Consider the following 23310-nt stretch of genomic DNA (forward strand, 5'->3'; position numbering starts at 1 on the left):
ACTCGCTATTTTCCTCGCTCGCCCGCAGCTTGGACACAGCGGGCCCTTACCCTCGGTACGATCTCCCAAGCCCAACAGGCTGCTAGCGGCGCCGATATTCGATCCAACGGTCGATTCTCGCTTCGAGCACGCCCAGCGGCAGCGCGCCGGCCAGCAAGACCTGGTCGTGGAACTCCTTCAAGTCGAAACGATCACCCAGCGCCTGTTGAGCACGCGCGCGCAGCTCCAGAATCTTCAGCATGCCGGTCTTGTAGGCCAGAGCCTGGCCGGGCCAGACCAGGTAACGCTCGACCTCGGCGACGACGTCGCCTTCGGGCATGCCGGTTTTGTCGATCATGTAGGCGATCGCCTGCTCGCGGGTCCAGCGCTTGTAGTGCATGCCGGTGTCGACCACCAGGCGCACTGCACGGAACTGCTCGTCGCGCAGCCGGCCGAGATCGTCGAAAGGATCGTTCTCGTAACCCAGCTCTTTCGCCAGGCGTTCGGCGTACAGCGCCCAGCCTTCGGCATACGCGGTGAACGGCAGCACGCGTTGCAGCGTCGACACGTCCTTGAGTTCGCGCGCGATCGAGATCTGGAAGTGATGGCCGGGCACGGCCTCGTGATAGGCGAGGGTGCGCATCGCGAATTTCTTGATCTCACCGACATCGCGCAGGCTGACCCAGAACGTGCCGGGCCGCGATCCGTCCAGCGGCGGCGGATCGTAATAGGCCTGCGGGCTGGTCTTTTCCTTGAACGCCGGTACACGCTTGACCTGCACCTTGCTCTTCGGCAGATGGTTGAAGGCCACGCTCATGCCGGCGCTGACGTCGTCGATGATTTTCTGGAAATCGGTCAGGCATTCGGCGCGGCCGGCGTCGGTGTTGGTGTACAGAAAACGCGGCTCGTTGCCCAGCACCGTCATGCGCGCACCGACGCTGCCTTCGGTGTAGCCCTGTGCGCGCAGGATAGCGTCCATCTCGGCATCGATGCGCGTGACTTCGGCCAGGCCGAGCTGGTGCAGCTCTTCCGGGGTCATGTCGGTGGTGGTGTTCTGGCGCACCGCAAAGGCGTAGAACGCATCGCCATCGGGCAGCGCCCAGGCGCCGTTGTTGCCGTGCGCCTTGGTCTGCAGGCGCTCGAAATACGCGATCAGCTGGTCGTAGGCCGGATATACACCTCCGGTGATACGGTCGCGGGCCATCGCCAGCAGCTCGCCGCGCTGATCGTCGCTGATGCCCGTCGCGGCCTTGAGCTTGTCGCTGAAGGCGATGTACAGCATGTTCTGTTCGGCCGGCACGCCAACGAAGGCGCGCATCTGCTCCAGCACTTTATGCACGACGAAAGCCGGCGGGATGATGCCGCGCTCTTCACGCAGCCGCAGGCCCTCGAGCACCTGTTCGAACTTGCCGCCGTAGCCGTCCAGCCGCGCCAGATACTGCTCGGCCTCGTGACGATTGGCGACGCTCTGCTGCGTCGCCATCAGGGTCGGCAGTTCGGACTGCACGCCGAACAGCGGATTCACCGGGTAGTTGTGATATCGCCAACGGTCGGACTCGACCTGCATGCCGACGTACCAGTCCATCACGTCGTAGGCGAGTTGCTGCGGCGGCGACATCGCGGCGCGATCGTAGCGATGCAGCGTGTCCAGATCCTGCTGCCACTGTTGCGCGACCCTGTCTTCCTGCCGGACCGACACGTCGGTGAGCTTGCCGTTGTGGCCGTCGATGCCCAGCGGCTCGAGCAGGCGCAGCGAGGTCAGCAGCTCCGGATCTTCCAGCGTGTGCTTCAGCAGCGCGCGATCCAGGAACCAGCTGAAACGCAGCGGTTTGAAGTACCAGGTCTGCGCCGCCAGCAGCGCGGCCGCGACGATCAGCACCGCGACTGCGGCAACCGTCCATTTGAAGATGCTCTTGATCATCAGCTTATTGTTTTCCGTTCGTATACAGTGATGGCCTCAGGCCGCGGCGCCTGAAAAAAACAGGGCGGCGTCTCTAGCGCCGCCCCACTGGCTCCATCACGATGCTTCCCTGCTGTGTCGTGCGTGGCGATGAGGCCGACGCGGCTCCCTGCTTGTCACTCCCTTTCCCCAACGAAACTCCAAAAATCGTTAGCGGCCGCGCTCAGATCTCCCCGTCCCAGCCGCAGGTCTTGCCCTGGTTCTGCTGTTGCAGATACTTCATCAGCGGACTGAAGTATTCGATGATGGCGGAGGCGTCCATCTGGCGCGTGCCGGTCAGTTTTTCCAGCGTGTCCTGCCAGGGCTGCGACTGGCCCTGGCTCAGCATCGCCATGAAGCGCTCGCCGGCTTCAGCGTTGCCATAGATGTCGCACTCATACAGCGGACCCTTGAAGCCCGATGCGTCGCACAGCGCTTTCTGGAACTGGAACTGCAGGATGAAAGCCAGGAAATAGCGCGTATACGGTGTATTCGCCGGGATGTGGTACTTGGCGCCCGGATCGAAATCGTCCTCGCTGCGCGCCATCGGCGGCGACACGCCTTGATATTCGGCGCGCAGCTTCCACCAGCCGGCGTTGTACTGCTCGGGCGCGATCTGGCCGTCGAACACGCGCCAGCGCCACTGGTCCACCAGCTTGCCCCAGGGCAGGAAGGTGATCTTGTCCAAGGCCAGTTTCATCTGGTCGTTGATCACCGCGTGCTCGTCTTTTTTTGCGTCGCTGATCAGGCCGATGGTCTGCAGATGCTTGGGCGTCAGCGAAAGGGTCACGGTGTCGCCGATCGCTTCGTGGAAGCCGTCATGCGCGCCGGACTGGAAGATCGAGGGCTGGTCCTTGTAGTTCAGGTAGTAGTAGATGTGCCCGAGTTCGTGATGGATCGTGCGCAGGCTCTCCTCGTTGGGCTCGATGCACATCTTGATGCGCACGTCGTCCTGCTTCAGGTTGAAGTCCCAGGCACTGGCATGGCAGACCACGTCGCGATCACGCGGCTGCACCAGCTGCGACTTCGCCCAGAACGATGCCGGCAACTTGGGCATGCCCAGCGAGGTATAAAAGTCCTCGGCGATCTTGGTCATCCTGGTTGCGATGGCGATGTCGGCCTGATGCTCCATGTCGGCCTGCTGCACGATCGTCGGCTTGCCCTTGTAGGCGGCCTTGATCTTGCTCAGCTCGGCCTCGCGCATCTTCTGCAGCGCGCCGGTGAGATCCAGGCTGCTGACGCCCTGGTACGGCTCCATCAGCGGATACAGATTGCCCCAGGCCTGCGCCCACATGTTGCCGAGCAGCTGCGCCGGGATCAGGCCGTTCTTCGGCACCACCGCGTCGCCGTATTTTTCGTTGAGCTTGCTGCGTACATCGCAATGCAGCGCCTGGTACAGCGGCTTGACCTGGCCCCACAGCCGCTCGATCTCGGTATCGAATTCGGCCGGTGTCATGTCGTAGCCGCCGCGCCACAGCTCGCCGGTATTGGCGAAGCCGATCTCCCTGGCGCCGACGTTCATCAGCTCGGCGAAGCGCTGGTAATCCTTGCGGATCGGCTTGGCGGTCGCATGCCAGCCGGCCCAGGCCTCGGCCATCTGCTCGGGCGTGTTCTTGAAGTCGACGTTGTCGACGATCTTCTCGATATCCTGCAGCCGCAGGCATTCCGGCTGGCCGGCCGCGTTCGGATGGCACCATTTGCCGGCGCCGTAGTTGGCCTCGAGCTTCGCCGCCAGCTTGGCGAGTTCCTCGCGCTCCTTGGCGTCGCTGGGCGCCGGCAGCGAGGTGCCGAGACGCGTCAGCTCGATGGCGCGCGCGGTCGGCTTGCTGATGCCCTCGCTGTGCTCGAAGCGCTTGGACTCGCTGACGGTCTTGGTCACGTACTCCAGCATTTCTTCCGTTGCCTTGGCCGACAGCAGCTGCGAGTCGTCGTTGATATAAGTCGAGGCGAGCCAGAACGCGGCCTGGAAGCGCGGCATGTTCTGGTCGCGCCATTCATTGATGCCGAACACGAACTTGTCGGCGTCGGCAGCGGTGACCGCGCTCTGCACCTCCGGCACGCTGGTCGCGGCGGCCGCCGGATCGCTGGGCTTGTTGCAGGCGGCCAGCACGGCCAGGGCCGCGAGCGGCAATAGCGAAGCACTCAGCCGCAGTCCGCGATGCATGTCGTCTCCTTTTATCCAGTGCGCGGGACCTTGCCCGCAAAGCGAGGGCTCCGTCAATCCGGGTTTTTACGGGGTCTTTACGGTGGCGGCTTGAAAACGGCGTCGATTCAGCCCTAGGTCGGCAATCCCTTGCCGACGTGAAACCTCGATTGCGCATCGGGCATACAGCTCGGCAAGGGATCGCCGACCTACGGATACAGGTGCCGGAACACCGCGACCATGCCGTAAAGCGCCAGTGCGAACATCGCCACCGGCACCAGCAGCACCAGGAAAATCAGCGGCCCGCGACGTACCGGCTTGATGCTGGCCGGCGTCTGCGTGTGCTGGTCCAGATGGTCCAGCAGCAGCCGGGCGTTCATCGCATTGGAGCGGAACGCGAAGTCGAAAATATCGCCGAACAGCGGCACTGCGCCGACCAGGCCATCGATCAGCGTGTTCGAGAGCATGCGCGCGATCAGGCGGTTGGGCGCGCCCGCGCGCAGGCCCTCGGTCAGGATCGCCCCGCCCATCAGCATGCCGGCGAAATCGCCGATGCCGGGGATCAGGCCGATGATCGAATCCAGCCCGAAACGCAGGCGCGTGCCGGGAATACCGACCAGACCGTCGAGGCCGTGGGCGATCATCGCGACGCGCTGGCGTGCGACGAGCAGGCGCCGGTGGCGCAACTGCGGGTCGGAATCGTGACGGTCTGAATGGTCTGGCATGCCGATATTATCGGCTGGCCGGCGGCCCGGGGCTGCCTTGCAGACCGGGTAAACTCCACATCCCCAGTCTCGCCGGTCCTGCCCTACACGTGTTCACTGCGGCCTTCTATTGGATTGCCTGGTGGCTGTATCAGCCGCTGAACCGGTTGATCCGCTATCGCACCACGCCCTCGGAGCTGGCATCGAAGCTGGCGCTCGATCCGGCCAGGCCCGTGGTCTACGTGCTCGCAGCGCGCTCCTGGGGCGACCTGTTCCTGCTCGACCGGATCTGCCGCGACAATGGCCTGCCGCGGCCAGGCCGCACCGGTACCTTGCTGCCGAGCGCGAGTCAGGCTGGCGCGCTGTATCTGCCGGCGCTGCTCGAAACCCGCATCCACGACACCGCGCTGACCGGGGTCGTCACCCGTGCCGCGGCCGATCCGGGCTTCGACTGCCAAGTGGTGCCGGTTTCTGCATTCTGGGGCCGCGATCCCGGGCAGGAAACCTCGCTGTGGAAACTGATCTTTGCCGACAGTGTGCAGGCCGGCATGGTCCGCAAGCTGATCATCATGCTGGTCAATGGCCGCAACGTGTATGCGAACTTCGGCCTGCCGCTGTCGTTCCGCGATTTCATCGCCAAGGAAAAAACGCCGGACTTCGCGGTACGCAAGCTTGGCCGCCTATTGCACATTTACTTCCTGCACGCGCGCACCGCGGCGCTGGGCCCGACCTTGCAGAATCGCGACGTCGTCATCCAGCAGCTGCTGAACACGGCGCGCGTGAAAGAGGAGATCGCGGCCGAAGCGCGGCGCGGCAAGCTCAACGCAGAACAGGCCGCGGAGAAGGCCCAGCGCTATGCCGAGGAGATCGCAGCGGACTATTCGGCGACGACGGTGCGTTTTCTGGAACGCATTTTCGAATTCGTCTGGAACCGAATTTTCCGCGGCGTCCAGGTATTCGGCATGGAGCGCCTGCGCGAAACCGCGCAGGGCCACGAGATCATCTACCTGCCCTCGCACCGCAGCCACGCCGACTATCTGCTGCTGAGCTACGTGCTCTACCAGGCCGGCCTGGTGCCGCCGCATATCGCCGCCGGCGTGAACCTGAACTTCTGGCCGGCCGGCCCGATCCTGCGCCGCGGCGGTGCGTTCTACATGCGCCGCAGCTTTGGCAGCGACCGGCTCTACACCGCGGTATTCCGCGCCTACGTGGATTCGCTGATCGGCCGCGGCTACTCGATCAGCTTTTATCCGGAAGGCACCCGCAGCCGTACCGGCCGCCTGCTGGCGCCGAAGGCCGGCCTGCTCGGCATGGTCATCGAATCGGCGCTGCGCCAGAGCGCGAGGAAAGTCGCGATCGTTCCGGTCTATGTCGGCTACGACAAGGTCTGGGAGCTGTCGAGCTACTTCAAGGAACTGCGCGGCGCGCAGAAGCAAAAGGAATCGGCCTCGGATCTGCTCAAGGGCGCCAAGCTGCTGACCAAGTCCTACGGCCGCGTGCACATCAATTTCGGCGAACCGATGCAGCTGCAGGAATACGCCGACAAGCATCTGCCGGGTTGGCGCGACAGCTTGCGCGGCGGCAGCGAAACCCCGCCCGGCTGGCGCGATTTCGTCAACCGCCTGGGCCTGGCGAATCATCGCCGCATCAATGCGGCGGCGGTCGCAAGCCCGGTCAGCCTGGCCGCGGTGGCGATGCTGGCGAGCCCGCAGCGAGCGGTGTCGCGCACCGAATTCCTCGAACAGCTCACGCATCTGGTGCGGCTGCTGGAAGGCCGGCCCTACGGCGAAAGCCTGCAAATCCCCGAGCCTTCGCCGGCCAAGAGCCTGGAATGGGCCGCGCCGATCGCGCGTATCGCGACGGTGCCGCATCCCTGGGGCGATCTGCTCGACGTTGCCGACCGCGACGCGGTGCTGCTGACCTATGCGCGCAACAACATCCAGCATCTGTTCGCGGTGCCGAGCCTGATCGCGAACCTGTTTCGCACGCGCGGCGTGCTCAGCGAGGAAGCCGTCGTCACCGGCTGCCGCGCGCTGTACCCATTTCTGCGTACCGAGTTCTACCTGCGCTGGGAACCGGCCGAGGCCGAGCAGGTCGCCCGCGACTGCATCGAGGTGATGCTCAAACAGGGCCTGCTGCTGCGCAACGACGACGGACGCCTGGCGCGCCCGGGCGTGTCGACCCCGGAATTCTCGACCCTGGCGATGCTCGGCCGGGTCATGGGTGAAACCCTGGAGCGCTACTGCATGACCACGCTGCTACTCGCCGACGAACGGCGCATGCAGCAGAGCGTATTGCGCGATCGTTTCGAGGAAGACTGCCGTCGCCTGGCCGAACGCATGGGCGTACTCACCGGCCGGGATTCGCCGGAATTCTTCGATAAAGCCCTGTTTCGCGGCTATCTGGACACGCTGATCGACCTCGGCATCGTCGTCGAAGGCGAGGACCGCCGGCTGCTGGTCGATGCCCGCATCGAGCGCATTGCCGAACGATCACTTGAACTTCTGTCGGACGAAACGCGTCAGACGCTGCTCCAGCTGCTGACCCGGCGCCCCCAGGCGGCCACGGCAGCCCTGGAGACGTAGCCCTGAAATCGCCTTCCCTGTAATCTGCCCGCCCGTAGCTCAATTTCCGCCCTCGATCCGGCCCCCTAGCCGGCTTTCCAACAGCACTACTTCAAAGAGAACTTATGCACTCCTCCTTCCGTATGCTCGCCATTGCCGCCTGCGCCAGCCTGTTGTTCGCCTGCGCCAAGAAAGAAGACGACAAGGCAACCGCCGCATCCGGCGAGCTGACCACCGACGCGCAGAAGTTCGGTTATTCCATCGGCGTCGATCTAGGCAACTCGCTCAAGCCGGTCAAGGATCATGTCGATGTCGCCGCGCTCGAAGCCGGCCTGAACGACGTGACCAACGGCGTCACGCCCAAGCTCGACGACGCCGCCCGCGAAGAGATCAAGAACACGGTCTCCAAGAAGATGCAGGAAGAGCAGGTCAAGGCGCGCGCCGAACAGGCCGGCAAGGCCAAGGAAGAAGGCGCCAAGTTCCTCGCCGAAAACGGCAAGAAGGCTGGCGTCAAGACCACCGCCTCGGGCCTGCAGTACGAAGTCATCAAGGAAGGCGAAGGCAAGAACCCGACCGCCGCCGACAAGGTCACGGTGCACTACAAGGGCACGCTGCTCAACGGCGAAGAGTTCGACAGCAGCTACTCGCGAGGCCAGCCGGTTACGTTCCCGCTTGGCAACGTGATCCCGGGCTGGACCGAAGGCGTGCAGCTGATGAAGCCGGGCGCCAAATACAAGTTCTACATTCCGTCCGAACTCGCCTACGGCGAGCGCGGCGCCGGCGTCAAGATCGGGCCGAACCAGACCCTGGTGTTCGAAGTCGAGCTGATCGACGTCGGCAAGGACGAAGCGCCGGCGAAGTAGGCCTCAAGCGCGCGGTTCAAAGCGGCGGCAGAGCGATCTGCCGCCGCTTTTGTTTGTGCGGCGTAGGTCGGCAAGGGATTGCCGACCTACGGCTTGCAGCTTTTGGCGATCGCTGCGGCCGCGCTCTGGCGCTGGCGTTCCCATTCGTCAGCGTCCATGCGCTTGAGTTCGCCGCCGGCTTCGCGAGTGCGCAGCCGGTTGGGCGGCCGCTCGTCGAGAAAGTGAAGCCGCGCCCGCGCGTCGGCGCACTGCTGCGCGCTGGCTTGCTTGGCCGCGGCGGCGGCTACACGCGCTTTGGCCTTGGCCGCATCCTGTTCGTCGATGCGCTTCAGAAAAGCCTTGGCCCCGTCGTCGGCCGGGGCCGCAACCGGCGGCGGCAGCTCCGGATGCACGATGTCGTAGCGGCCGCTGCTGGGCGGCGTCTGCGCGTAATGCACCACGCCGTCGGCATCGGTCCATCGATAGGCGGTGGCCGCGCTCGCGGTGTCGAGCGTCAGTGTCGCGGCCAGCCACAGCGCGCAGAACGATCGGGACAAGAGCTTCATGCCCACATCTTAAACCCGGCACCTCGAAAGACTGCGAGCCACCTGATTCCTGGAACTGTAGGAGCGGTCCTTGACCGCGATTGTGCGGTTGAACGTCTCAATCGCGGTCAAGGACCGCTCCTACAGTTGGGAATTGAAGCTACTTGCCGAGCCACTCGCGCGGGTCCAGCGCCGTGGAACCCTTGCGCAGTTCCAGGTAGACGCCGCTGCGGTCGTGGCCGCCGGTGTCGCCGGCGGTCGCGATCACCTGACCGGCATCGACCCATTCGCCGGCGGTCGGCGACGAGGTCGCGCAGTGACCATACAGCGTGAAGTAGCCACCACCGTGTTCGAGAATCACGATCAGGCCGTAGCGCTGCAGCCAGCCGACATACGCCACGCGCCCGCGCGCGATTGCGCGCACCGGCGTACCTTCCCTGGCCGCGATCCAGCGGCCGCTCCAGCTCAGACGTCCCTCGGCCTTCGGTGAACCGTATTCGGCAATGACCGGCCCGCGCAGCGGCCACGGCAGCTTGCCGCGCTGCTGCAGGAAGGGCTTGTTGCTGCCGTCGAAATCACCCGGGATGTCGGCCAGCGCGTCGCGCAGGGTTTCGAGCAGCTTCCTGACCTGGGCCTCGTCGGCCTGGGCCTGTTTGAGTTCACCCTCCGAGCTGGCGATGCTCTTCTCGATCTGCGCCAAGGTGCTCTGGCGCTCGAGGCGGCTCTTCTCCAGCGAATTCAGCGCCTGGGTCTGCTCGAGTTCCAGCGACTCGAGCCGCGCCCGCTCGTCGATCAGCTGGGCCTGCAGCTCGGCAATCCGGTCGAGCTCGGCCTGGACCGCGGCGACCTGGCCGGCGCGCGCGCGGTTCACGTAGTCGTACTCGGCGAGCACGCGGCCGATGCGCGCGGTGTCATCCTGGTTCAACCACAGCTGGGTACGTGCCCGATTGCCCATCACGTAGGCGGCGCGGACCTGGCGCGCCAGTACCTGGCGCTGCTCGTCCAGCCGATACTGGGCCTCGGCCTGCTGCACTTGGTTGGTCTTGATCCGCTCGTTCTGCGCGGCGATTTCGCGGCGCAGGCCCCTGAGCCTGGCCTGGGCGTCGCCGAGCTTCTTCTCGGCCGCTTCCAGCGCGTCGCCGAGCTGGTCTTTCTGGCCGCGCTCGCGCTGAATCTGGCTGCGCAACGAGTCGATCTTGCCCTTGACCTGCTGCAGCTCCTGCTCCTTCTTGCGGATGTCGCTGCTGGACGGCGTAGTGGCGGCCTCCCGGCCTCCAGCGGCCAGCGCTGGCAAAGCCACCGCCGTCAGCAGGCTGCAGGCGGCCAGCGCCCACGCGCAGGTCGGGTTCCGGGCTCGCTTTCGGTCAGGGGTGTTGGGTGCCATAATTCCGGCCGCATCATAGACGTCTCTTACACTTTTTGGCGCCCGCCGCCATCTGCCGGACACTCATGCAGCTGTACCTCGATTTCGTTCTTGCCCACCCACTTCTGTTCGCCGCTCTGGCCGGCGTGGTGCTGCTGATCATCGCCAATGAAGTCCACGGCAACCTGACCGGCGGCAAACGCCTGTCGATCCCGGAGGCGGTGCGGCTGATCAATGACCGCGAACCGCTGATCGTCGACGTGCGCGCCGTGGCCGATTTCAAGCGCTCACACCTGTTGAACGCATTGAACATCCCGCTGGCCAAGATCGACGAGCGCGTCACCGAGCTGGGCCGCGACAAGGCGCGCCCGATCCTGATCTACGACGCGCTCGGCAGCAGCGTCGGCGAAGCCGCCGACAAGCTCAAGAAACTGGGCTACGCCGAGGCCTACCCGCTGCGCGGCGGCATCAACAGCTGGCTCGGGGCCAGCCTGCCGGTCACGGCGAAGTAGCCGATACCGCAGCGCCATGAACCCAGTCCGCGTCTATTCCACTGCGTACTGCCCCTTTTGTGTGATGGCCAAGCGGCTGCTCGAGAACAAGGGGGTTGCGTTCGAGGAGATCCGGGTTGACCAGGATCTGCAACGTCGCAATGAGATGATGCAGCTGTCCGGCCGCCGCACCGTGCCGCAGATTTTCGTCGGCCAAACCCATGTCGGCGGCTTCGACGACCTGTCCGCGCTGGACCGCGCCGGCGGGCTCGATCCTTTGCTCGCCGACGTTTGAGGCGCCGGCCGCGTGCTTAATTGCATCAGTCCTGTTGCATTCAAGCACTAGCGTTTTTTTGTAAGCTTCCGCGCCGTCCGACGGACGTCGTCCCCCATTTTGCTGATCCGTTTTCTGGAGTTTTGCCGCCATGGCAGCTGACGTCATCCCCGAATCGCCCGCCGCTCTGCCCCAGGCCGATGCGCGCCAGGTGCTGTTGCAGAAGTTCTATCTGCGCGATGCGTCGGTGGAAGCGCCGCTGGCGCCGCAGATTTTCTCGCGCCCCTGGCAGCCCCAGGTCGACGTCAATGTCGCGACCAATGTGCAGTCGCTCGGCGACGATCAGTTCCATCTGGTGCTGACCATCACCGTCACCGCCAAGCTCGGCACCGATGTCGCCTTTCTGGTTGAAGTGCAGCAGGCCGGCGTATTCGTGGTGCGTGGTTTCCCGAATGAACAGGAGCGCGCCGCGGTGCTGGCCGGCTATTGCCCGAGCCTGCTGTTCCCGTTCGCGCGCGAAGCGGTCGCCGATTTCGTACAGAAGGCCGGCTTCCCGCAGCTGCTGCTGCAGCCGATCAACTTCGAGGCGCTGTTCATCGAGCACCTGAACCGTGCCCGCGCCGAAGGCCAGGTCGCCGCGCCGGCCGCCGCCGAAGCGACGACGCACTAAGCCCGCGCATGGCCGGCCGGATCTCGCGCGGATGAAGGGCATCGCCGTCCTCGGCGCGGGGTCCTACGGCACGGCGCTGGCGATCCAGCTGGCGCGCCGCGGCACTCCGGTGTGGTTGTGGGGCCGTGATCGCGCCGCGCTGGCGGCGATGCAGGAGCAGCGCATCAACCAGCGCTATCTGCCGGAGGCGCATTTCCCGATCGGTTTGACCGCGACCTCCGATCTGCGGCTCGCGATCGAATCCTCGGAAGAATTGCTGATCGCGGTGCCCAGCCATGCGCTGCGCGAGACGCTGCGCAAGTGCGAGCCGCTGCTGCTGCCCGGCCAGGGCATCGCCTGCGCGATGAAGGGCATCGAGACCGGCACCGGCAAGCTGGTGCACGAAGTCGTCGGCGAGGAACTTGGCGAGACGCGCGATCTGGCGGTGATTTCCGGCCCCACGTTCGCCAAGGAACTCGGCCTGGGCCTGCCGACCGCGGTCACCGTCGCCTCGTCGAATCTGGCTTATGCAGAGCGCATCGCGCACGCACTGCACGGCGATGGCTTTCGCGCCTACACCGCCGCCGACGTCATCGGCGTCGAGATCGGCGGTGCGGTCAAGAACGTGCTCGCAATCGCCGTGGGTATCGCCGACGGCCTCGGCCTCGGCGCCAATACGCGTGCGGCGCTGATCACGCGCGGCCTGGCCGAAATCATGCGGCTGGGCGAAAGCATGGGCGCAAAACCCGAGACGCTGATGGGCCTGTCCGGCCTCGGCGATCTGGTGCTGACCTGCACCGACAACCAGTCGCGGAATCGGCGCATGGGCCTGCTGCTGGCCCAGGGCAAGAGCGTCACTGAAGCGACCGCCGAGATCCGCCAGGTCGTCGAAGGCGTGCGCGTTGCGCCCGAGGTGCGGCGGCTCGCCGAGCAACGCCACGTCAGCATGCCGATCACCGAGCAGGTCTGCCGGGTTTTGCTGGGCGAAATCTCGGCGGTGGAAGCGGTGCGCGCACTCGCGACCCGGCCCGCCAAGCCTGAAAACCACTGAACCACTGAGTCAGGCGCCGCCGGCAAAGCCCGCTTGCCGCCAGGCTTCGTAGACCACGGCGGCGACCGCATTGGACAGATTGAGGCTGCGACTGCCCGCTTGCATCGGCAGCCGCAGGCCGTGGTCCGCCGGCAGGCTGTCGCGGATTTCCGCCGGCAATCCACGCGATTCGGGGCCGAACAGCAGAACGTCGTCGGCCCGGAACTGCACGCTGTCGTAGCGGCGTTGCGCCTTGGTGGACAGGGCGAAGATCCGCGCGCCCGCGACGGCCACCAGAAAAGCCTCGTAGCTCTCGTGGACGCGGATCACCGCCTGGTCGCGGTAATCCATGCCGGCGCGCCGCAACGCGGCATCGTCGATCGAAAACCCCAGCGGCTTGATCAGGTGCAGCGTCGATCCGGTGTTGGCGCACAGGCGCATCACGTTGCCGGTGTTGGGCGGAATCTCGGGTTGGTAGAGAGCGACCTGCATGGGCGACGAGAATCGGCAGTGGCGCTGCCAGCGTCAAGCCGCGCCGCACAAAATCGCGCGGGTTTGACATGCTCGGACAGCGCCGCCTAGTCTGCCGCGAAGTCTCCCGATGTGCTCCCCGATGAAACACGCATCCAAATCGACCGCTGCCCTGATCCGCCCCGCGGTGCTCGCAATCACCCTGGCGCTCGCCAGCTTCGGAGCCTGCGCCGACGACGAGGTGGCGCCGACAGAAGAAGTGATGCCCAATGCCGCGCCGTCGGCCGGCGCGATGGCCTTCGACCTGGTGGTCGTGCGTCCGCTGAGCCTGGTTGCGACGATGCTCGGCTCCGGCCTGTTCCTGCTGCAGCTGCCGCTGGACCTGATCCAGGGCACGCCGCCGGTCGATCCGGCGCAGAAGCTGGTCGTCGAGCCGGCGCGTTACACCTTCGACCGGCCGCTCGGAGTCATGGAGTATTGAGTGGGCCTGTTGGGGTTCGCTGCGCTCACCCCAACCTACCGATCGCCTCGTAGGTTGGGGTGAGCGCAGCGAACCCCAACATCGCCACCGCATCAGCGCAGCAGCTTCCCATCCGCATCCAGCACCTGCACATCGCCGAAGCCGAGCTTGCGCACCGGCGCTTCGATCTTGCTCAGGTCGCCGATCACGACCCAGGTCATCGCGTCCGGCTTCAGGTAGCGCTTCAGAGCCGCGTTGGCATCGGCGACGCTGAGGTTCTCGACTCTGGGCACCAGCTCGTCGTAGTAGGTGTCGGGCAAGCCGAACTGCAGGATGTTCAGGTACGAGCCCGCCACTTCTCCAGCGGTCTCGTTGTCGCCGGGCAGACCGACGACGATGTTGTCCGCCGACAGCTTCAGCTCCTGCGCGGTGATCGGCTTGCGGCCGACGATCGCGCGCAGCTCCTTGTCCATCTCGCGCATCGATTCGACGGTCTTGTCGGCCTGCACCGGCGCGTAGGCCAGGAACGGGCGCTGGCCGCGCGCGTTGCCCAGCTGCGAACTCGCACCATAGCTCCAGCGCTTGTCCTCGCGCAGGTTCATGTTGAGCCGCGAGATGAACAGGCCGCCGAGCGTGTTGTTGGCGACCGTGACCGCGACGTCGTCGGCATCCGACTTCGGCGGCGCCAGCAGCACCGCGGCGATCAGGGTCTGGCCGGCGCCGGTCTTGTTGACCAGGAACACGCGCGGCCGCTCGGGTAGCGCGACGCTCGCCAGATTCTTGCTCGGCCTGGCCTCGGCCGGCGCCCTCCAGCCGGCCAGCCGCGCCTCGAGCATCGGCTTGATCTCGGCCAGCGTGGTGTCGCCGACGATCAGCAACTGGGCATTGTCCGGCCGCAGCCAGCGCGCATAGAACCGCTTCAGATCGTCGGCCGACAAGCCGGCGACGGAAGCCTCGTTGCCATTGCCGGAGCGCGGATTCGAGTAGGCGTGGCCAGTGCCGTAAATCAGCTGCGGATAAAGCCGCGTCATGATGCCGGTGGGCTGGGTTTTTTCCTGCTGGATCGCGGCGAGACGCTGCTGCTTGAGGCGGGACAGTTCCTTGTCCGGGAAACTCGGATGCAGCAGCACGTCGGCGAACAGATCCAGCGAGGGCGCAAGCTGGGTCTTCAAGGCGTTGACGCCGATCAGGGCCGCGTCGGAATTGGCATTGCTGATCAGCACCGCGCCGAGGTCTTCGGCGCGCCGCGCGATCGCCAGCGAATCCATCGTCGGCGTGCCTTCGTCGAGCATGTCCAGCATCATCTTCGCGGTGCCCGGCGCAATGCCGGCATCGGCGGAGTAGCCGGCGTCGACCAGCAGCGTCGCCTGGATCACCGGCACTTCGTGGCGCTCGGCCAGCAGCACTTGCAGGCCGTTCGACAGCGTCGCGCGCTGCAGTGGCGGCAGCTTCAGCGCCGGCGCTGCACCCACGGCCGGCAGCTTGCTGCGATCGGCGCCGGTCTTGGCGGCGCTGTATTCCGGGAACGGCTGCACGTCGAGCGTGAAGCGGCCGTCCGACAGCCAGCTGCGGGTAACGTCGCGGACTTCCTGCGGCGTGGTGCCGAGGATCCAGCTCATCTCGGTCTTGTAGTAGTCGGGCGTGCCGCAATAGACCTGGTACTCCGCCAGGATCGAGGACTTGCCGGTAAAGCCGTCGATGCGCTCGAGGCCGCGCACGAAGTCGCCCTCGTGCTGCACCTTGACGCGCTCCAGCTCCTCGGCCGTCGGGCCATCGCGCAGGAAGCGCTGCAGCTCCTCCTCGATCGCGGCTTCGACGGCTTTGATGTCAGCGCCCGGCGCGAGCAGCGTGTCGATCTGGAACTGGCTGCCGATCTCGAACGGCCCGAGGCCGGCGTTGACCGAGGTCGCGCTACGGTCCTGGTACACCAGCCGCTGATACAGGCGGCTGTTCTTGCTGCCGGCCAGGACTTCACCGGCGAGCTGCAGCAGGTTGGTGTCGTGATCGCAGAAGCCCGGCACGTTCCAGACCTGGAACAGGCGCGCCTGCGGCACGCGGTCCTGCAGCGAGCTGCGCTTGGGGCCGCTCATCTTCGCGGTCCAGGGGCCGTGGCGATCGAGCGTCGGGCCCGGCGCGATGTCGCCGAAGTACAGCTCCACTTTCTTGATCACCTCGGCGGTGTCGACGTCGCCGGCAATCACCAGCGTCGCATTGGCGGCGCCGTAGTGCTCGTCGAACCATTTCTTCACATCGGCGACTTTTGCCGCATTCAGATCCTTCTCCGATCCGATCGTGGTCCAGGAGTACGGATGGCCGGCCGGATAGGTTTCTTTCGCGATCAGATCATCGGCCTGGCCATACGGCTGGTTCTCACCCTGCCGCTTTTCGTTGAGCACCACGCCGCGTTGCTCGTCGAGCCTCGATTGGTCGATCGCGCCGGTCAGATGGCCCATGCGATCGGACTCCATCCACAGCGTCATGTCGAGCGCCGAGGTCGGCACGTTCTCGAAATAGTTGGTGCGGTCGAACCAGGTCGTGCCGTTCATCTTCGACGCGCCCACGGCCTCCAGCGGGCGGAAGAATTCGTCGTTGTAATGCTCCGAGCCATTGAACATCAGGTGCTCGAACAGGTGTGCAAAGCCATGCAGGCCTTCAGGCTCGTCCTTGCTGCCGACGTGGTACCAGACGTTGACCGCGACGATCGGCGCCTTGTGATCCTCGTGGACCAGCAGCGTCAGACCATTGCCCAGGATATGCTTCGTGTACGGGATGTCGAAGGCAGCGGCACGTGCCGCGCCGCTGGCCGCAGTGGCCGTCGCCGGGTCGGTGGCCGGCGGCGTGCTGGCAGTGGGCTGCACGGCGGGAGTCGCGCAGGCGGCCAGACCCAGAACCAGCAGGGCCGAGCCGGCGCAGATGGCCAGACGATCAAGAGACATGAGCTATTCCGAAACGAGCGATCCGCCATTGTGCACATTGCACGGCGCGTAGCGCATAGAGCCTGAAGATGGCGGCAAGTTCCTGGCAGATCGATCCGGCATCGCAGCGCTTGGCGCGCGCGCGCTGGCTGCCGTCGCCGAATCACGACGAACGCCCGCCCGGCAGCGCGATCGAGCTGCTCGTGGTCCACGCGATCTCGCTGCCGCCGGACCAGTTTGGCGGGCCGTGGATCGACGCGCTGTTCACCAACACGCTGGACCCGGCCGCCCACCCGTATTTCGCGACGATCGCCGGGCTGAGCGTGTCGGCGCACTGCTGCATCTTCCGCGACGGTTCGGTGACGCAGTACGTGCCCTTCGATCGACGCGCCTGGCACGCCGGCGCGTCGAGCTGGCGAGGGCGCACGCGCGCCAACGATTTCTCGGTCGGCATCGAACTCGAAGGCTGCGACATGCAGGGCTTCGAAGCCGCGCAGTACCGCTCGCTGGCCGATGTCACTGTCGCGCTGCTGGCGGCTTATCCGACGCTGCGCTCGGATGCGATCGTCGGCCATTCCGACATCGCGCCGGGCCGCAAAACCGACCCCGGCCCCGGCTTCGACTGGCCGCGGTTGCGTAGTCTGATGTAGGTCGGCAATCCCTTGCCGACGTGAGGCCTTCGTTGCGTATCGGCGGTACACGTCGGCAAGGGATTGCCGACCTACGGGCGCAACCGTGTAAGGCCCCAACTGTCATCATGTACCCATGCTCCTGATCGCGACCATCTGCGCCCTGCTGCTCGAGCGCCTGCTCGGCCAACTCAACTGGTGGGGCCGCCCGGTGTTGCTGCAGACCACGGTCCGCGGCGCGCGGCGCCTGCTGCCCTGGCCGAGCTTATGGGCCAGCCCGGCCGTCGTGCCGCTGCTGCTGCTGCCGCCGCTGGCGCTGACCGCGCTGCTCGAGCAGCGCATCGAGAGCCCGTTCGTGTCGCTGGGCTTTTCGGCGCTGGTTCTACTACTGTGCCTGGGACCGCGCGATCTCGCCGACGACGTGCACGCGATGCTGCGCGCGCATGCAGCCGGCGACGACGAGACCATGCGTCGCCTGGCGCGCGCCCTGCAGCGCGGGCCGACGCCCGACGCCAGCCATCGCTCGCTGACTGGCGCTCTGTTCATCCAGTCGCACGAACGGCTGTTCGGCATTCTGTTGTGGTTCTTCGTGCTCGGCCCGCTCGGCGCGGTCGCCTACCGGGCTGCCAGCCGCCTGCCGCGCCTGCTGCATGCCGACGGCGACACGCTGGCCGCGGATTTCGCCGACGCGCTGCACGGTGTGCTCGCCTGGATTCCGGCGCGGATCACGGCGCTGCTGTTCGGCCTCGCCGGCAGCCTCGACGACGCCCTGCGCGCCTGGAGCGGCCTGCGCTTCGACCCGGGGTCGGGCGACGTCGCCGGCTGGAGCCGCAAGACCTGGGCGGTGCTGGCCGAAACCGCGACCGGGGGCCTGGAAACCGATGGCGAAGATGGCGGCGGCCCCGCTCTGCCGCCGAACTTCGAAGCGATGCTGCACGAGGTGCTCAACCTGCAGAACCGCGCGCTGCTGATCCTGCTGGCGTTCTTCGCTTTCTTTGCAACCGGTGCCTGGGTCAGCGGGTTTTGAAGCGATGACTTTGAAACGATGATCAAGCGCATAGCCGCGTTGATGCTGGTGCTTGCGGCTCCTGCTATCGCCGAGGCCGCCCGCGTCGTGGCGCTGGCGCCGCATCTGGCGGAATTGGTATGCGCGGCCGGTGCCTGCGATCAATTGGTCGGACGCATCGAATACAGCGACTACCCCGCCTCGGTGCGCGCACTGCCCAGCGTCGGCGATGCCTTCAACCTCAATGCCGAAGCCTTGCTGGCGCTGAATCCGGACCTGGTCATTACCTGGCAAAACGGCACGCCGGCGGCGACGATCGCGCAGATCGAACGCCTCGGCATCCGCACGCTGCCGATCGAGATCCACAAGCTCGTCGATATCGAAAGCGCGCTGCTGACGATCGGGACACAACTCGGCTCGGCGACGACCGCGCAAGCCGAAGCGATGCGCTTTCATCAGCGTATCGATGCGCTCGGCAAGCAGTACCGGTCCGCATCCAAACTGCGCGTGTTCTACCAGATCGAGGCCGACCCGATTTTCACGATCAACCGCGACAGCCCGATCTCGGAGGCGATCTCGCTGTGCGGCGGCGAGAACATCTTCGCCGACCTGCCGCTGCTCGCCGGCGCGCTCGGCCGCGAGGCCGTGCTGGCGCGCGATCCGGACGTCGTGGTCTGGGGGCGGCAGGACGCCGCCAGCGACAAAATAAGGGCATTCTGGCAACGCTGGCCGGATGCGCACGCAACGCGACGCGGCAACCTGTACGCAGTCGATGCCGACACGCTGGCACGGGCGACACCGCGCATGGCCGATGGAATTACCGAACTCTGCGGTGTGCTCGATGAGGCCCGGCGCAAGGGCAAACCCTAGCCGGCTAGGGATGCGGCGCCATCTGCGGCCGTGACGCGGTACCGATGTTCTGCGCCAGGAAGACTTTGACGGCTTCAAGAAACTTCACGTGATTGTCTTCGACATAGAAGCCGTGTTCCTCACCGTCGAACGGCATCCAGACGTAGGACTTGCTCAGGCGATCGAGTTCTTTACGCAACTCCTTGGCCTGGCTGAAGGGCACTCGTTCGTCCGCTGTGCCGTGCGCGATCAGCACCGGACCTTTGAGGCGCTCTAGATAGGTGATCGGCGAATTGGTACGAAGCTCGTCGTCGCTGGCTCCGACAGCTTCGTTCAAGTACTCGCGGCCAAGCCGCGACGAGGCGATGTCCGAATCACGCGACTGGGTGACCAGATCGTAGACGCCAGCCAGACCGATCGCGCAGCGATACAGGTCGGGCTCCTTGACTGCGCTCATCAGAGCAGCATAGCCGCCGTAGCTGCCACCCATGATGCAGATGCGTCCGCGGTCGGCGATACCCGCCTGAACCGCCCAGGCGACGGCGTCGCTGAGATCATCCTGCATCGTCGTTCCCCAGTGGTGGTAGCCATCGTGCAGGAAAGTCCAGCCATAACCACCCGAACCACGGTAGTTGACCTGCAGGACCGCATAGCCCAGTGACGCCAGGTACTGCGCCCAGGGATCCCATTCCCAGACATCGCGTATGCCGTGCGGGCCGCCATGGGGCATCACCACCAGCGGCCGCTTTTCCGGCCGGATGCCACTGGGGCTGGTCAGATACCCCGACAGCAGGCGGCCGTCGCGCGCTTTCACATCGATCGGCGTCGACGGACTCATCTGCTGCGGATCGATCCAGGGCCTGGGCGAAAACAGGTAGTCAGCTTTCATCCGGTTCAGATCGAACAGGTAATAGTCTAGGGGATTGCGGTCGCTGCTGACTGAGACCACCATTTTTCTGCCGTCCAGTGTCGTGCTGGTGATGTCGACGCGCTGGTCCGGGAAACTCTTCAAAAGGGTTTTATAAAGCTTGGCCTCGATCGAATCGCGTTCGATGAAATCGACCAATGGACGGCCGTCATCGAAGCTCACTACCGCGGGACGCCGATCTCCGACCAACATCGGGACGCCGCTGAAATCGACGCGCTCGTTGCAGGCCAGGGTCTTCAACTCCAGGTTGACTAGGTCGCGCGAGCGCAGACAGGTTCGGTCGCCGCCCCGATCGGACACAAGGAACAGCGTTCGCGCGTCGTCGCTGAGGCCCAGCAGAAAGATCTGGGTGTGTTTTTCGTTCTTCTGCACCAGCGTCCATTTCTGTGTCTGAAGATCATGCAGATACTCGTTGACGGTGCCGTCTTCATTCCTGCCCAACGCATAGCGCGGCTGGCCCATTACATCGGTAACAACCGACTTGCGTTCGCTGGAGAGGCCCCAGGAGAGGTAGTTCGCGCTGATCGAGGAAACGGTCTGCTTGGTCCCTTTGTTTACGTCGAGCTGATATAGCTGGTAGCTCGGCGACTCGTTGCGCCAGGACACGACGGCGATCAGCGCGTGGTCAGGGTCCTGGGGCATCGGATCAACCATATAAGCCGCGGAATACTCCCTGCGGCTTCCACTGATGTGCGTACCGGCGTCGATACCACCCTGGTACCCATGCAGATAGGCTTTGCCTCGGCCGTCCGCATCCATGCCGTATAGCTCACCCGTCAACGCAGGCTGGTCCAACGGCCCAAAGCTTTTGCCCATCGCGACGACAACACGCTTGGGCGAAACCCACCATACGTCTGCCACGTGCTGCTGATGCGAGAAACTGAGTGTGGCCGTGATCTTCCTGCTGTCGACGTCGATGATTCCCAGGGCCGTCACGTCCTTCAGCGGATAGCGGATGGCCAGATAGCGCCCGTCGGGTGAAATCTTGGCCGATATGTATTGCGGCTGGCGGCCGAAATCCGCCGCAGTCGGCGCTGCGGGCGTAGCATCGGCTGCCAACACGGAGCAGTAACCGGCGGCAAGCAACAGCACCATCAAACCATGCAGCAATAATGATCTCACCCTGACCTCCACCTGCCGACCCACCCCATCAGCCGGCGACAGCATTGCCACTGTCGTCGGCTGGCCCCTGCCACCAGACTGCGAGAAATCCCCAAAGCCCGCAAGCAAGGGGCAGGCGAATGGGGATCGGCTATCGTTCCGATTCAGTTAAGGCGTTACGCGCAAGATCGGGCTTCCGTTCCCGCCCATTTGTCCGACGCATGGAAGGCTCTCTGCCGCTCACGACGTTCAAGGTGCTGACGCTGAATACCCACAAGGGATTCACCGTTTTCAATCGGCGTTTCATGCTGCACGATCTGCGCGAGGCGGTGCGCAGCGTGGGTGCGGATGTCGTGTTCCTGCAGGAAGTCCTCGGCAGCCACGAGCTGCACTCGTCCAGGCAGAAGGACTGGCCGGCGTCGCCGCAGTACGAGTTTCTGGCCGACACGATCTGGGGCCATTACTCCTACGGCCGCAACGCGGTCTACCCCGAGGGCCATCACGGCAACGCGGTGCTGTCCAAGTTTCCGATCGTCAGCTGGCAGAACCGCGACGTATCGATCGCGGGGCCAGAGCGGCGCGGCCTGCTGCATTGCGTGCTGCGCGTGCCGCAACGCGATCTCGACGTGCACGTGATCTGCGCGCATCTGGGCCTGATGGAAGATCACCGCCAGCAGCAGCTCGAGCTGATGTGCCAGATGATCCATCAGCATGTGCCGGCCGACGCGCCGCTGGTGATCGCTGGCGACTTCAACGACTGGCGGGTGCGCGCGCACCCGGTGCTCAACCGCTGCGGGCTCATCGAGGCTTTCGTCGAGCACGAAGGCAGCGCGGCCAAGACCTTCCCGTCGCGCTTCCCAGTGTTGCGCCTCGACCGGATCTATACGCGCAACGTGCGCACGGCGCGTCCGATGGTGCTGTCATCCAAGCCCTGGTCGCATCTGTCGGACCACGCCGCCCTGGCATTGGAGATCAGCCTGTGAGCCGGGCAGGGCACGATTGGGTCGACGGCAATCGGGTGGATCTGCTCGAGAACGGCGAGGCCTATTACCCGCGCGTGCTCGAGGCCATCGCGAGTGCGCAGAAGGAGATCTTCGTCGAGACTTTCATCCTGTTCGACGACAAGATCGGCCAGCCTTTTCAGCAGGCGCTGGTCGATGCCGGCCGGCGCGGCCTGCGCGTCGAGCTCACCGTCGATGGCTACGGCTCGGCCAATCTGACGCCTGGGTTCGTCAAGGAGATGACCGATGCCGGCATCGGCTTCCATGTCTATCGCCCTCAGCCCAAGCTGATGGGCGTGCGTACCAATCTGTTCCGGCGGCTGCATCGCAAGCTGGTGGTGGTCGACGGCCGGCTGGCTTTCGTCGGCGGCATCAATATCTCGCATGACCATGTCGCTGATTTCGGCCCCGGCTCCAAGCAGGACTATGCAGTCGTGGTCGAGGGCCCGGTGGTGCGCGATATCCACCGCTTCTGCGAATTGTCGGTCGCCAGGGACGCGCTGAAGACACAGACGCGCCAGCGCTGGTGGCAGCGCCGTCGCGCCGCGCCGACGGCCCCGGCTCTGCCGGCGGCAGGCCGCGCGCGCGTGATGTTCGTAGTGCGCGACAACGAGCGCCATCCTGACGACATCGAGCGCGAGTATCGGCTGGCGATCAAGGCCGCGCGCCGCCGGATCGTGATTGCCAACGCCTATTTCTTCCCGGGCTTCCGCTTGCTGCGCAATCTGCGCGACGCGGCGCGGCGCGGCGTCGATGTCAGGCTGATCCTGCAGGGCAAGCCGGACATGTGGTACGTGAAATGGATCGCCGAAAATCTTTACGAATACCTGATGAAAGCCGGCGTCACGATCTACGAATATTGCGAGCGGCCGCTGCACGCGAAGGTGGCGGTGATCGATGAAGAATGGGCGACGGTCGGCTCCAGCAATCTCGATCCGCTGAGCCTGTATCTGAATCTGGAGTCGAACCTGGTGTTCGGCGACGCGGCATTCAACCAGCACCTGGCGGCTAGCCTTCAGCATCTGGTGCAGCACAGCTGCCGCAAGGTGGAGTGGACCGCAATACCGAAGCGCGATATCAGCCGCCAGCTGTTCAACTTCGTGACTTATCACCTGGGCCGCCGCTTTCCGGCCTGGGTCGGCTGGCGCCCCGCACATGCACAGGGTCCGGGACAATCGGCGCCGGACAGCCGGGCTGTCGATGATCAACGCCGCGCGCCGGGCGACGCCGGCAACCCGTAGCCCGGGTGAGACCCGGGGATCGTGCTCCCGGCTCGGAGGCCCCGGGTTGCACCCGGGCTACTAGTGTCTAATTGCGCAAGTTAACGATAGTGTTTCGAAGCTGAGCGCCCTTGACCTCACGCTTACGCCAGACGAAGGGAGCGGCATTGTTGTTGTAAGCGGCGGTGAAGCTACGAATCGCGTCGA

Annotated in this window: 20 protein-coding genes and 1 pseudogene; 12 read left to right on the top strand and 9 right to left on the bottom strand. The window is 65.2% G+C overall.

Going from position 1 to position 23310, the window contains the following annotated elements:
- Positions 1 to 82: 82 nt before the first annotated feature.
- The 3 genes from JWQ90_RS22985 to JWQ90_RS22995 form a co-directional block, all read right to left on the bottom strand.
- Entirely contained in the window at positions 83 to 1900 is a 1818-nt protein-coding gene (locus tag JWQ90_RS22985; RefSeq protein WP_299697332.1) for a DUF885 family protein, read from the bottom strand.
- A gap of 202 nt (positions 1901 to 2102) precedes the next feature.
- On the bottom strand, positions 2103 to 4082 hold the full coding sequence (locus JWQ90_RS22990; RefSeq protein WP_299697333.1) for a M2 family metallopeptidase: 1980 nt from the start codon (positions 4080 to 4082) through the stop codon (positions 2103 to 2105).
- 188 nt (positions 4083 to 4270) lie between these two features.
- Complete coding sequence (locus JWQ90_RS22995; protein WP_299697334.1) at positions 4271 to 4786, bottom strand: DUF4112 domain-containing protein; 516 nt, start codon at positions 4784 to 4786, stop codon at positions 4271 to 4273.
- 89 nt (positions 4787 to 4875) lie between these two features.
- Here JWQ90_RS22995 and plsB point away from each other — a divergent pair, with 89 nt between their 5' ends.
- Together plsB and JWQ90_RS23005 are read left to right on the top strand one after the other, a co-directional pair.
- A complete protein-coding gene (plsB, locus tag JWQ90_RS23000) occupies positions 4876 to 7350 on the top strand; it encodes a glycerol-3-phosphate 1-O-acyltransferase PlsB (RefSeq protein WP_299697335.1) in 2475 nt (824 codons plus the stop codon).
- 104 nt (positions 7351 to 7454) lie between these two features.
- Positions 7455 to 8192: an FKBP-type peptidyl-prolyl cis-trans isomerase gene (locus JWQ90_RS23005; RefSeq protein ID WP_299697336.1), complete on the top strand. Its 738-nt coding sequence runs from the start codon at positions 7455 to 7457 to the stop codon at positions 8190 to 8192.
- Positions 8193 to 8278: 86 nt separating this feature from the next.
- On the opposite strand, the gene JWQ90_RS23010 is transcribed toward JWQ90_RS23005, so the two are convergent.
- Positions 8279 to 8737: a DUF4124 domain-containing protein gene (locus JWQ90_RS23010; RefSeq protein WP_299697337.1), complete on the bottom strand. Its 459-nt coding sequence runs from the start codon at positions 8735 to 8737 to the stop codon at positions 8279 to 8281.
- Positions 8738 to 8876: 139 nt separating this feature from the next.
- Complete coding sequence (locus JWQ90_RS23015) at positions 8877 to 10100, bottom strand: peptidoglycan DD-metalloendopeptidase family protein (RefSeq protein WP_299697338.1); 1224 nt, start codon at positions 10098 to 10100, stop codon at positions 8877 to 8879.
- 65 nt (positions 10101 to 10165) lie between these two features.
- Here JWQ90_RS23015 and JWQ90_RS23020 point away from each other — a divergent pair, with 65 nt between their 5' ends.
- The 4 genes from JWQ90_RS23020 to JWQ90_RS23035 all read left to right on the top strand — a co-directional run bounded on the left by JWQ90_RS23020 (position 10166) and on the right by JWQ90_RS23035 (position 12544).
- Positions 10166 to 10591 carry a rhodanese-like domain-containing protein gene (locus tag JWQ90_RS23020; RefSeq protein ID WP_299697339.1) on the top strand — a complete coding sequence of 142 codons (426 nt, stop codon included), beginning with the start codon at positions 10166 to 10168 and terminating at the stop codon, positions 10589 to 10591.
- A gap of 16 nt (positions 10592 to 10607) precedes the next feature.
- The gene (gene grxC, locus JWQ90_RS23025) at positions 10608 to 10865 is read left to right on the top strand and encodes a glutaredoxin 3 (protein WP_299697340.1); all 258 of its coding nucleotides are present in this window, start codon (positions 10608 to 10610) and stop codon (positions 10863 to 10865) included.
- A gap of 130 nt (positions 10866 to 10995) precedes the next feature.
- Entirely contained in the window at positions 10996 to 11514 is a 519-nt protein-coding gene (secB, locus tag JWQ90_RS23030; protein ID WP_299697341.1) for a protein-export chaperone SecB, read from the top strand.
- A 31-nt stretch (positions 11515 to 11545) separates the two neighbouring features.
- Entirely contained in the window at positions 11546 to 12544 is a 999-nt protein-coding gene (locus tag JWQ90_RS23035; protein WP_299697342.1) for an NAD(P)H-dependent glycerol-3-phosphate dehydrogenase, read from the top strand.
- Positions 12545 to 12553: 9 nt separating this feature from the next.
- Here JWQ90_RS23035 and JWQ90_RS23040 read toward each other — a convergent pair whose 3' ends face one another.
- Positions 12554 to 13015 (bottom strand): tRNA (cytidine(34)-2'-O)-methyltransferase, encoded by a 462-nt coding sequence (locus JWQ90_RS23040; protein WP_299697343.1) that lies wholly within the window; start codon positions 13013 to 13015, stop codon positions 12554 to 12556.
- 121 nt (positions 13016 to 13136) lie between these two features.
- On the opposite strand from JWQ90_RS23040, the gene JWQ90_RS23045 reads away from it, so the two are divergent.
- On the top strand, positions 13137 to 13475 hold the full coding sequence (locus JWQ90_RS23045) for a hypothetical protein (RefSeq protein WP_299697344.1): 339 nt from the start codon (positions 13137 to 13139) through the stop codon (positions 13473 to 13475).
- 92 nt (positions 13476 to 13567) lie between these two features.
- Here the strand turns inward: JWQ90_RS23045 and JWQ90_RS23050 are convergent, their stop codons facing one another.
- Positions 13568 to 16390 (bottom strand): pitrilysin family protein, encoded by a 2823-nt coding sequence (locus JWQ90_RS23050; RefSeq protein ID WP_299697345.1) that lies wholly within the window; start codon positions 16388 to 16390, stop codon positions 13568 to 13570.
- Between the two features lie 68 nt (positions 16391 to 16458).
- Between JWQ90_RS23050 and ampD the strand changes: the two genes are divergently transcribed.
- From ampD to JWQ90_RS23065, 3 genes are all read left to right on the top strand, one after another.
- Positions 16459 to 17019 (top strand): 1,6-anhydro-N-acetylmuramyl-L-alanine amidase AmpD, encoded by a 561-nt coding sequence (gene ampD / locus JWQ90_RS23055; RefSeq protein WP_299697346.1) that lies wholly within the window; start codon positions 16459 to 16461, stop codon positions 17017 to 17019.
- Positions 17020 to 17134: 115 nt separating this feature from the next.
- A complete protein-coding gene (ampE, locus tag JWQ90_RS23060) occupies positions 17135 to 18025 on the top strand; it encodes a regulatory signaling modulator protein AmpE (RefSeq protein WP_299697347.1) in 891 nt (296 codons plus the stop codon).
- 18 nt (positions 18026 to 18043) lie between these two features.
- A complete protein-coding gene (locus tag JWQ90_RS23065; RefSeq protein ID WP_299697348.1) occupies positions 18044 to 18874 on the top strand; it encodes a cobalamin-binding protein in 831 nt (276 codons plus the stop codon).
- Positions 18875 to 18878: 4 nt separating this feature from the next.
- Here JWQ90_RS23065 and JWQ90_RS23070 read toward each other — a convergent pair whose 3' ends face one another.
- Positions 18879 to 20948, bottom strand: coding sequence for a prolyl oligopeptidase family serine peptidase (locus JWQ90_RS23070; protein WP_299697349.1), 2070 nt, complete (start codon positions 20946 to 20948; stop codon positions 18879 to 18881).
- A gap of 155 nt (positions 20949 to 21103) precedes the next feature.
- Between JWQ90_RS23070 and JWQ90_RS23075 the strand changes: the two genes are divergently transcribed.
- Together JWQ90_RS23075 and clsB are read left to right on the top strand one after the other, a co-directional pair.
- Complete coding sequence (locus JWQ90_RS23075; RefSeq protein WP_299697350.1) at positions 21104 to 21865, top strand: endonuclease/exonuclease/phosphatase family protein; 762 nt, start codon at positions 21104 to 21106, stop codon at positions 21863 to 21865.
- Positions 21862 to 23124 carry a cardiolipin synthase ClsB gene (clsB, locus tag JWQ90_RS23080; RefSeq protein ID WP_299697351.1) on the top strand — a complete coding sequence of 421 codons (1263 nt, stop codon included), beginning with the start codon at positions 21862 to 21864 and terminating at the stop codon, positions 23122 to 23124. The genes JWQ90_RS23075 and clsB overlap by 4 nt, the downstream gene beginning before the upstream one ends.
- 67 nt (positions 23125 to 23191) lie before the next feature.
- Here clsB and JWQ90_RS23085 read toward each other — a convergent pair.
- Positions 23192 to 23310 (bottom strand): annotated as a pseudogene (locus JWQ90_RS23085) (IS630 family transposase); the annotation flags it as partial.

Source organism: Hydrocarboniphaga sp., from assembly GCF_028291725.1.
Lineage (GTDB): Bacteria > Pseudomonadota > Gammaproteobacteria > Nevskiales > Nevskiaceae > Hydrocarboniphaga.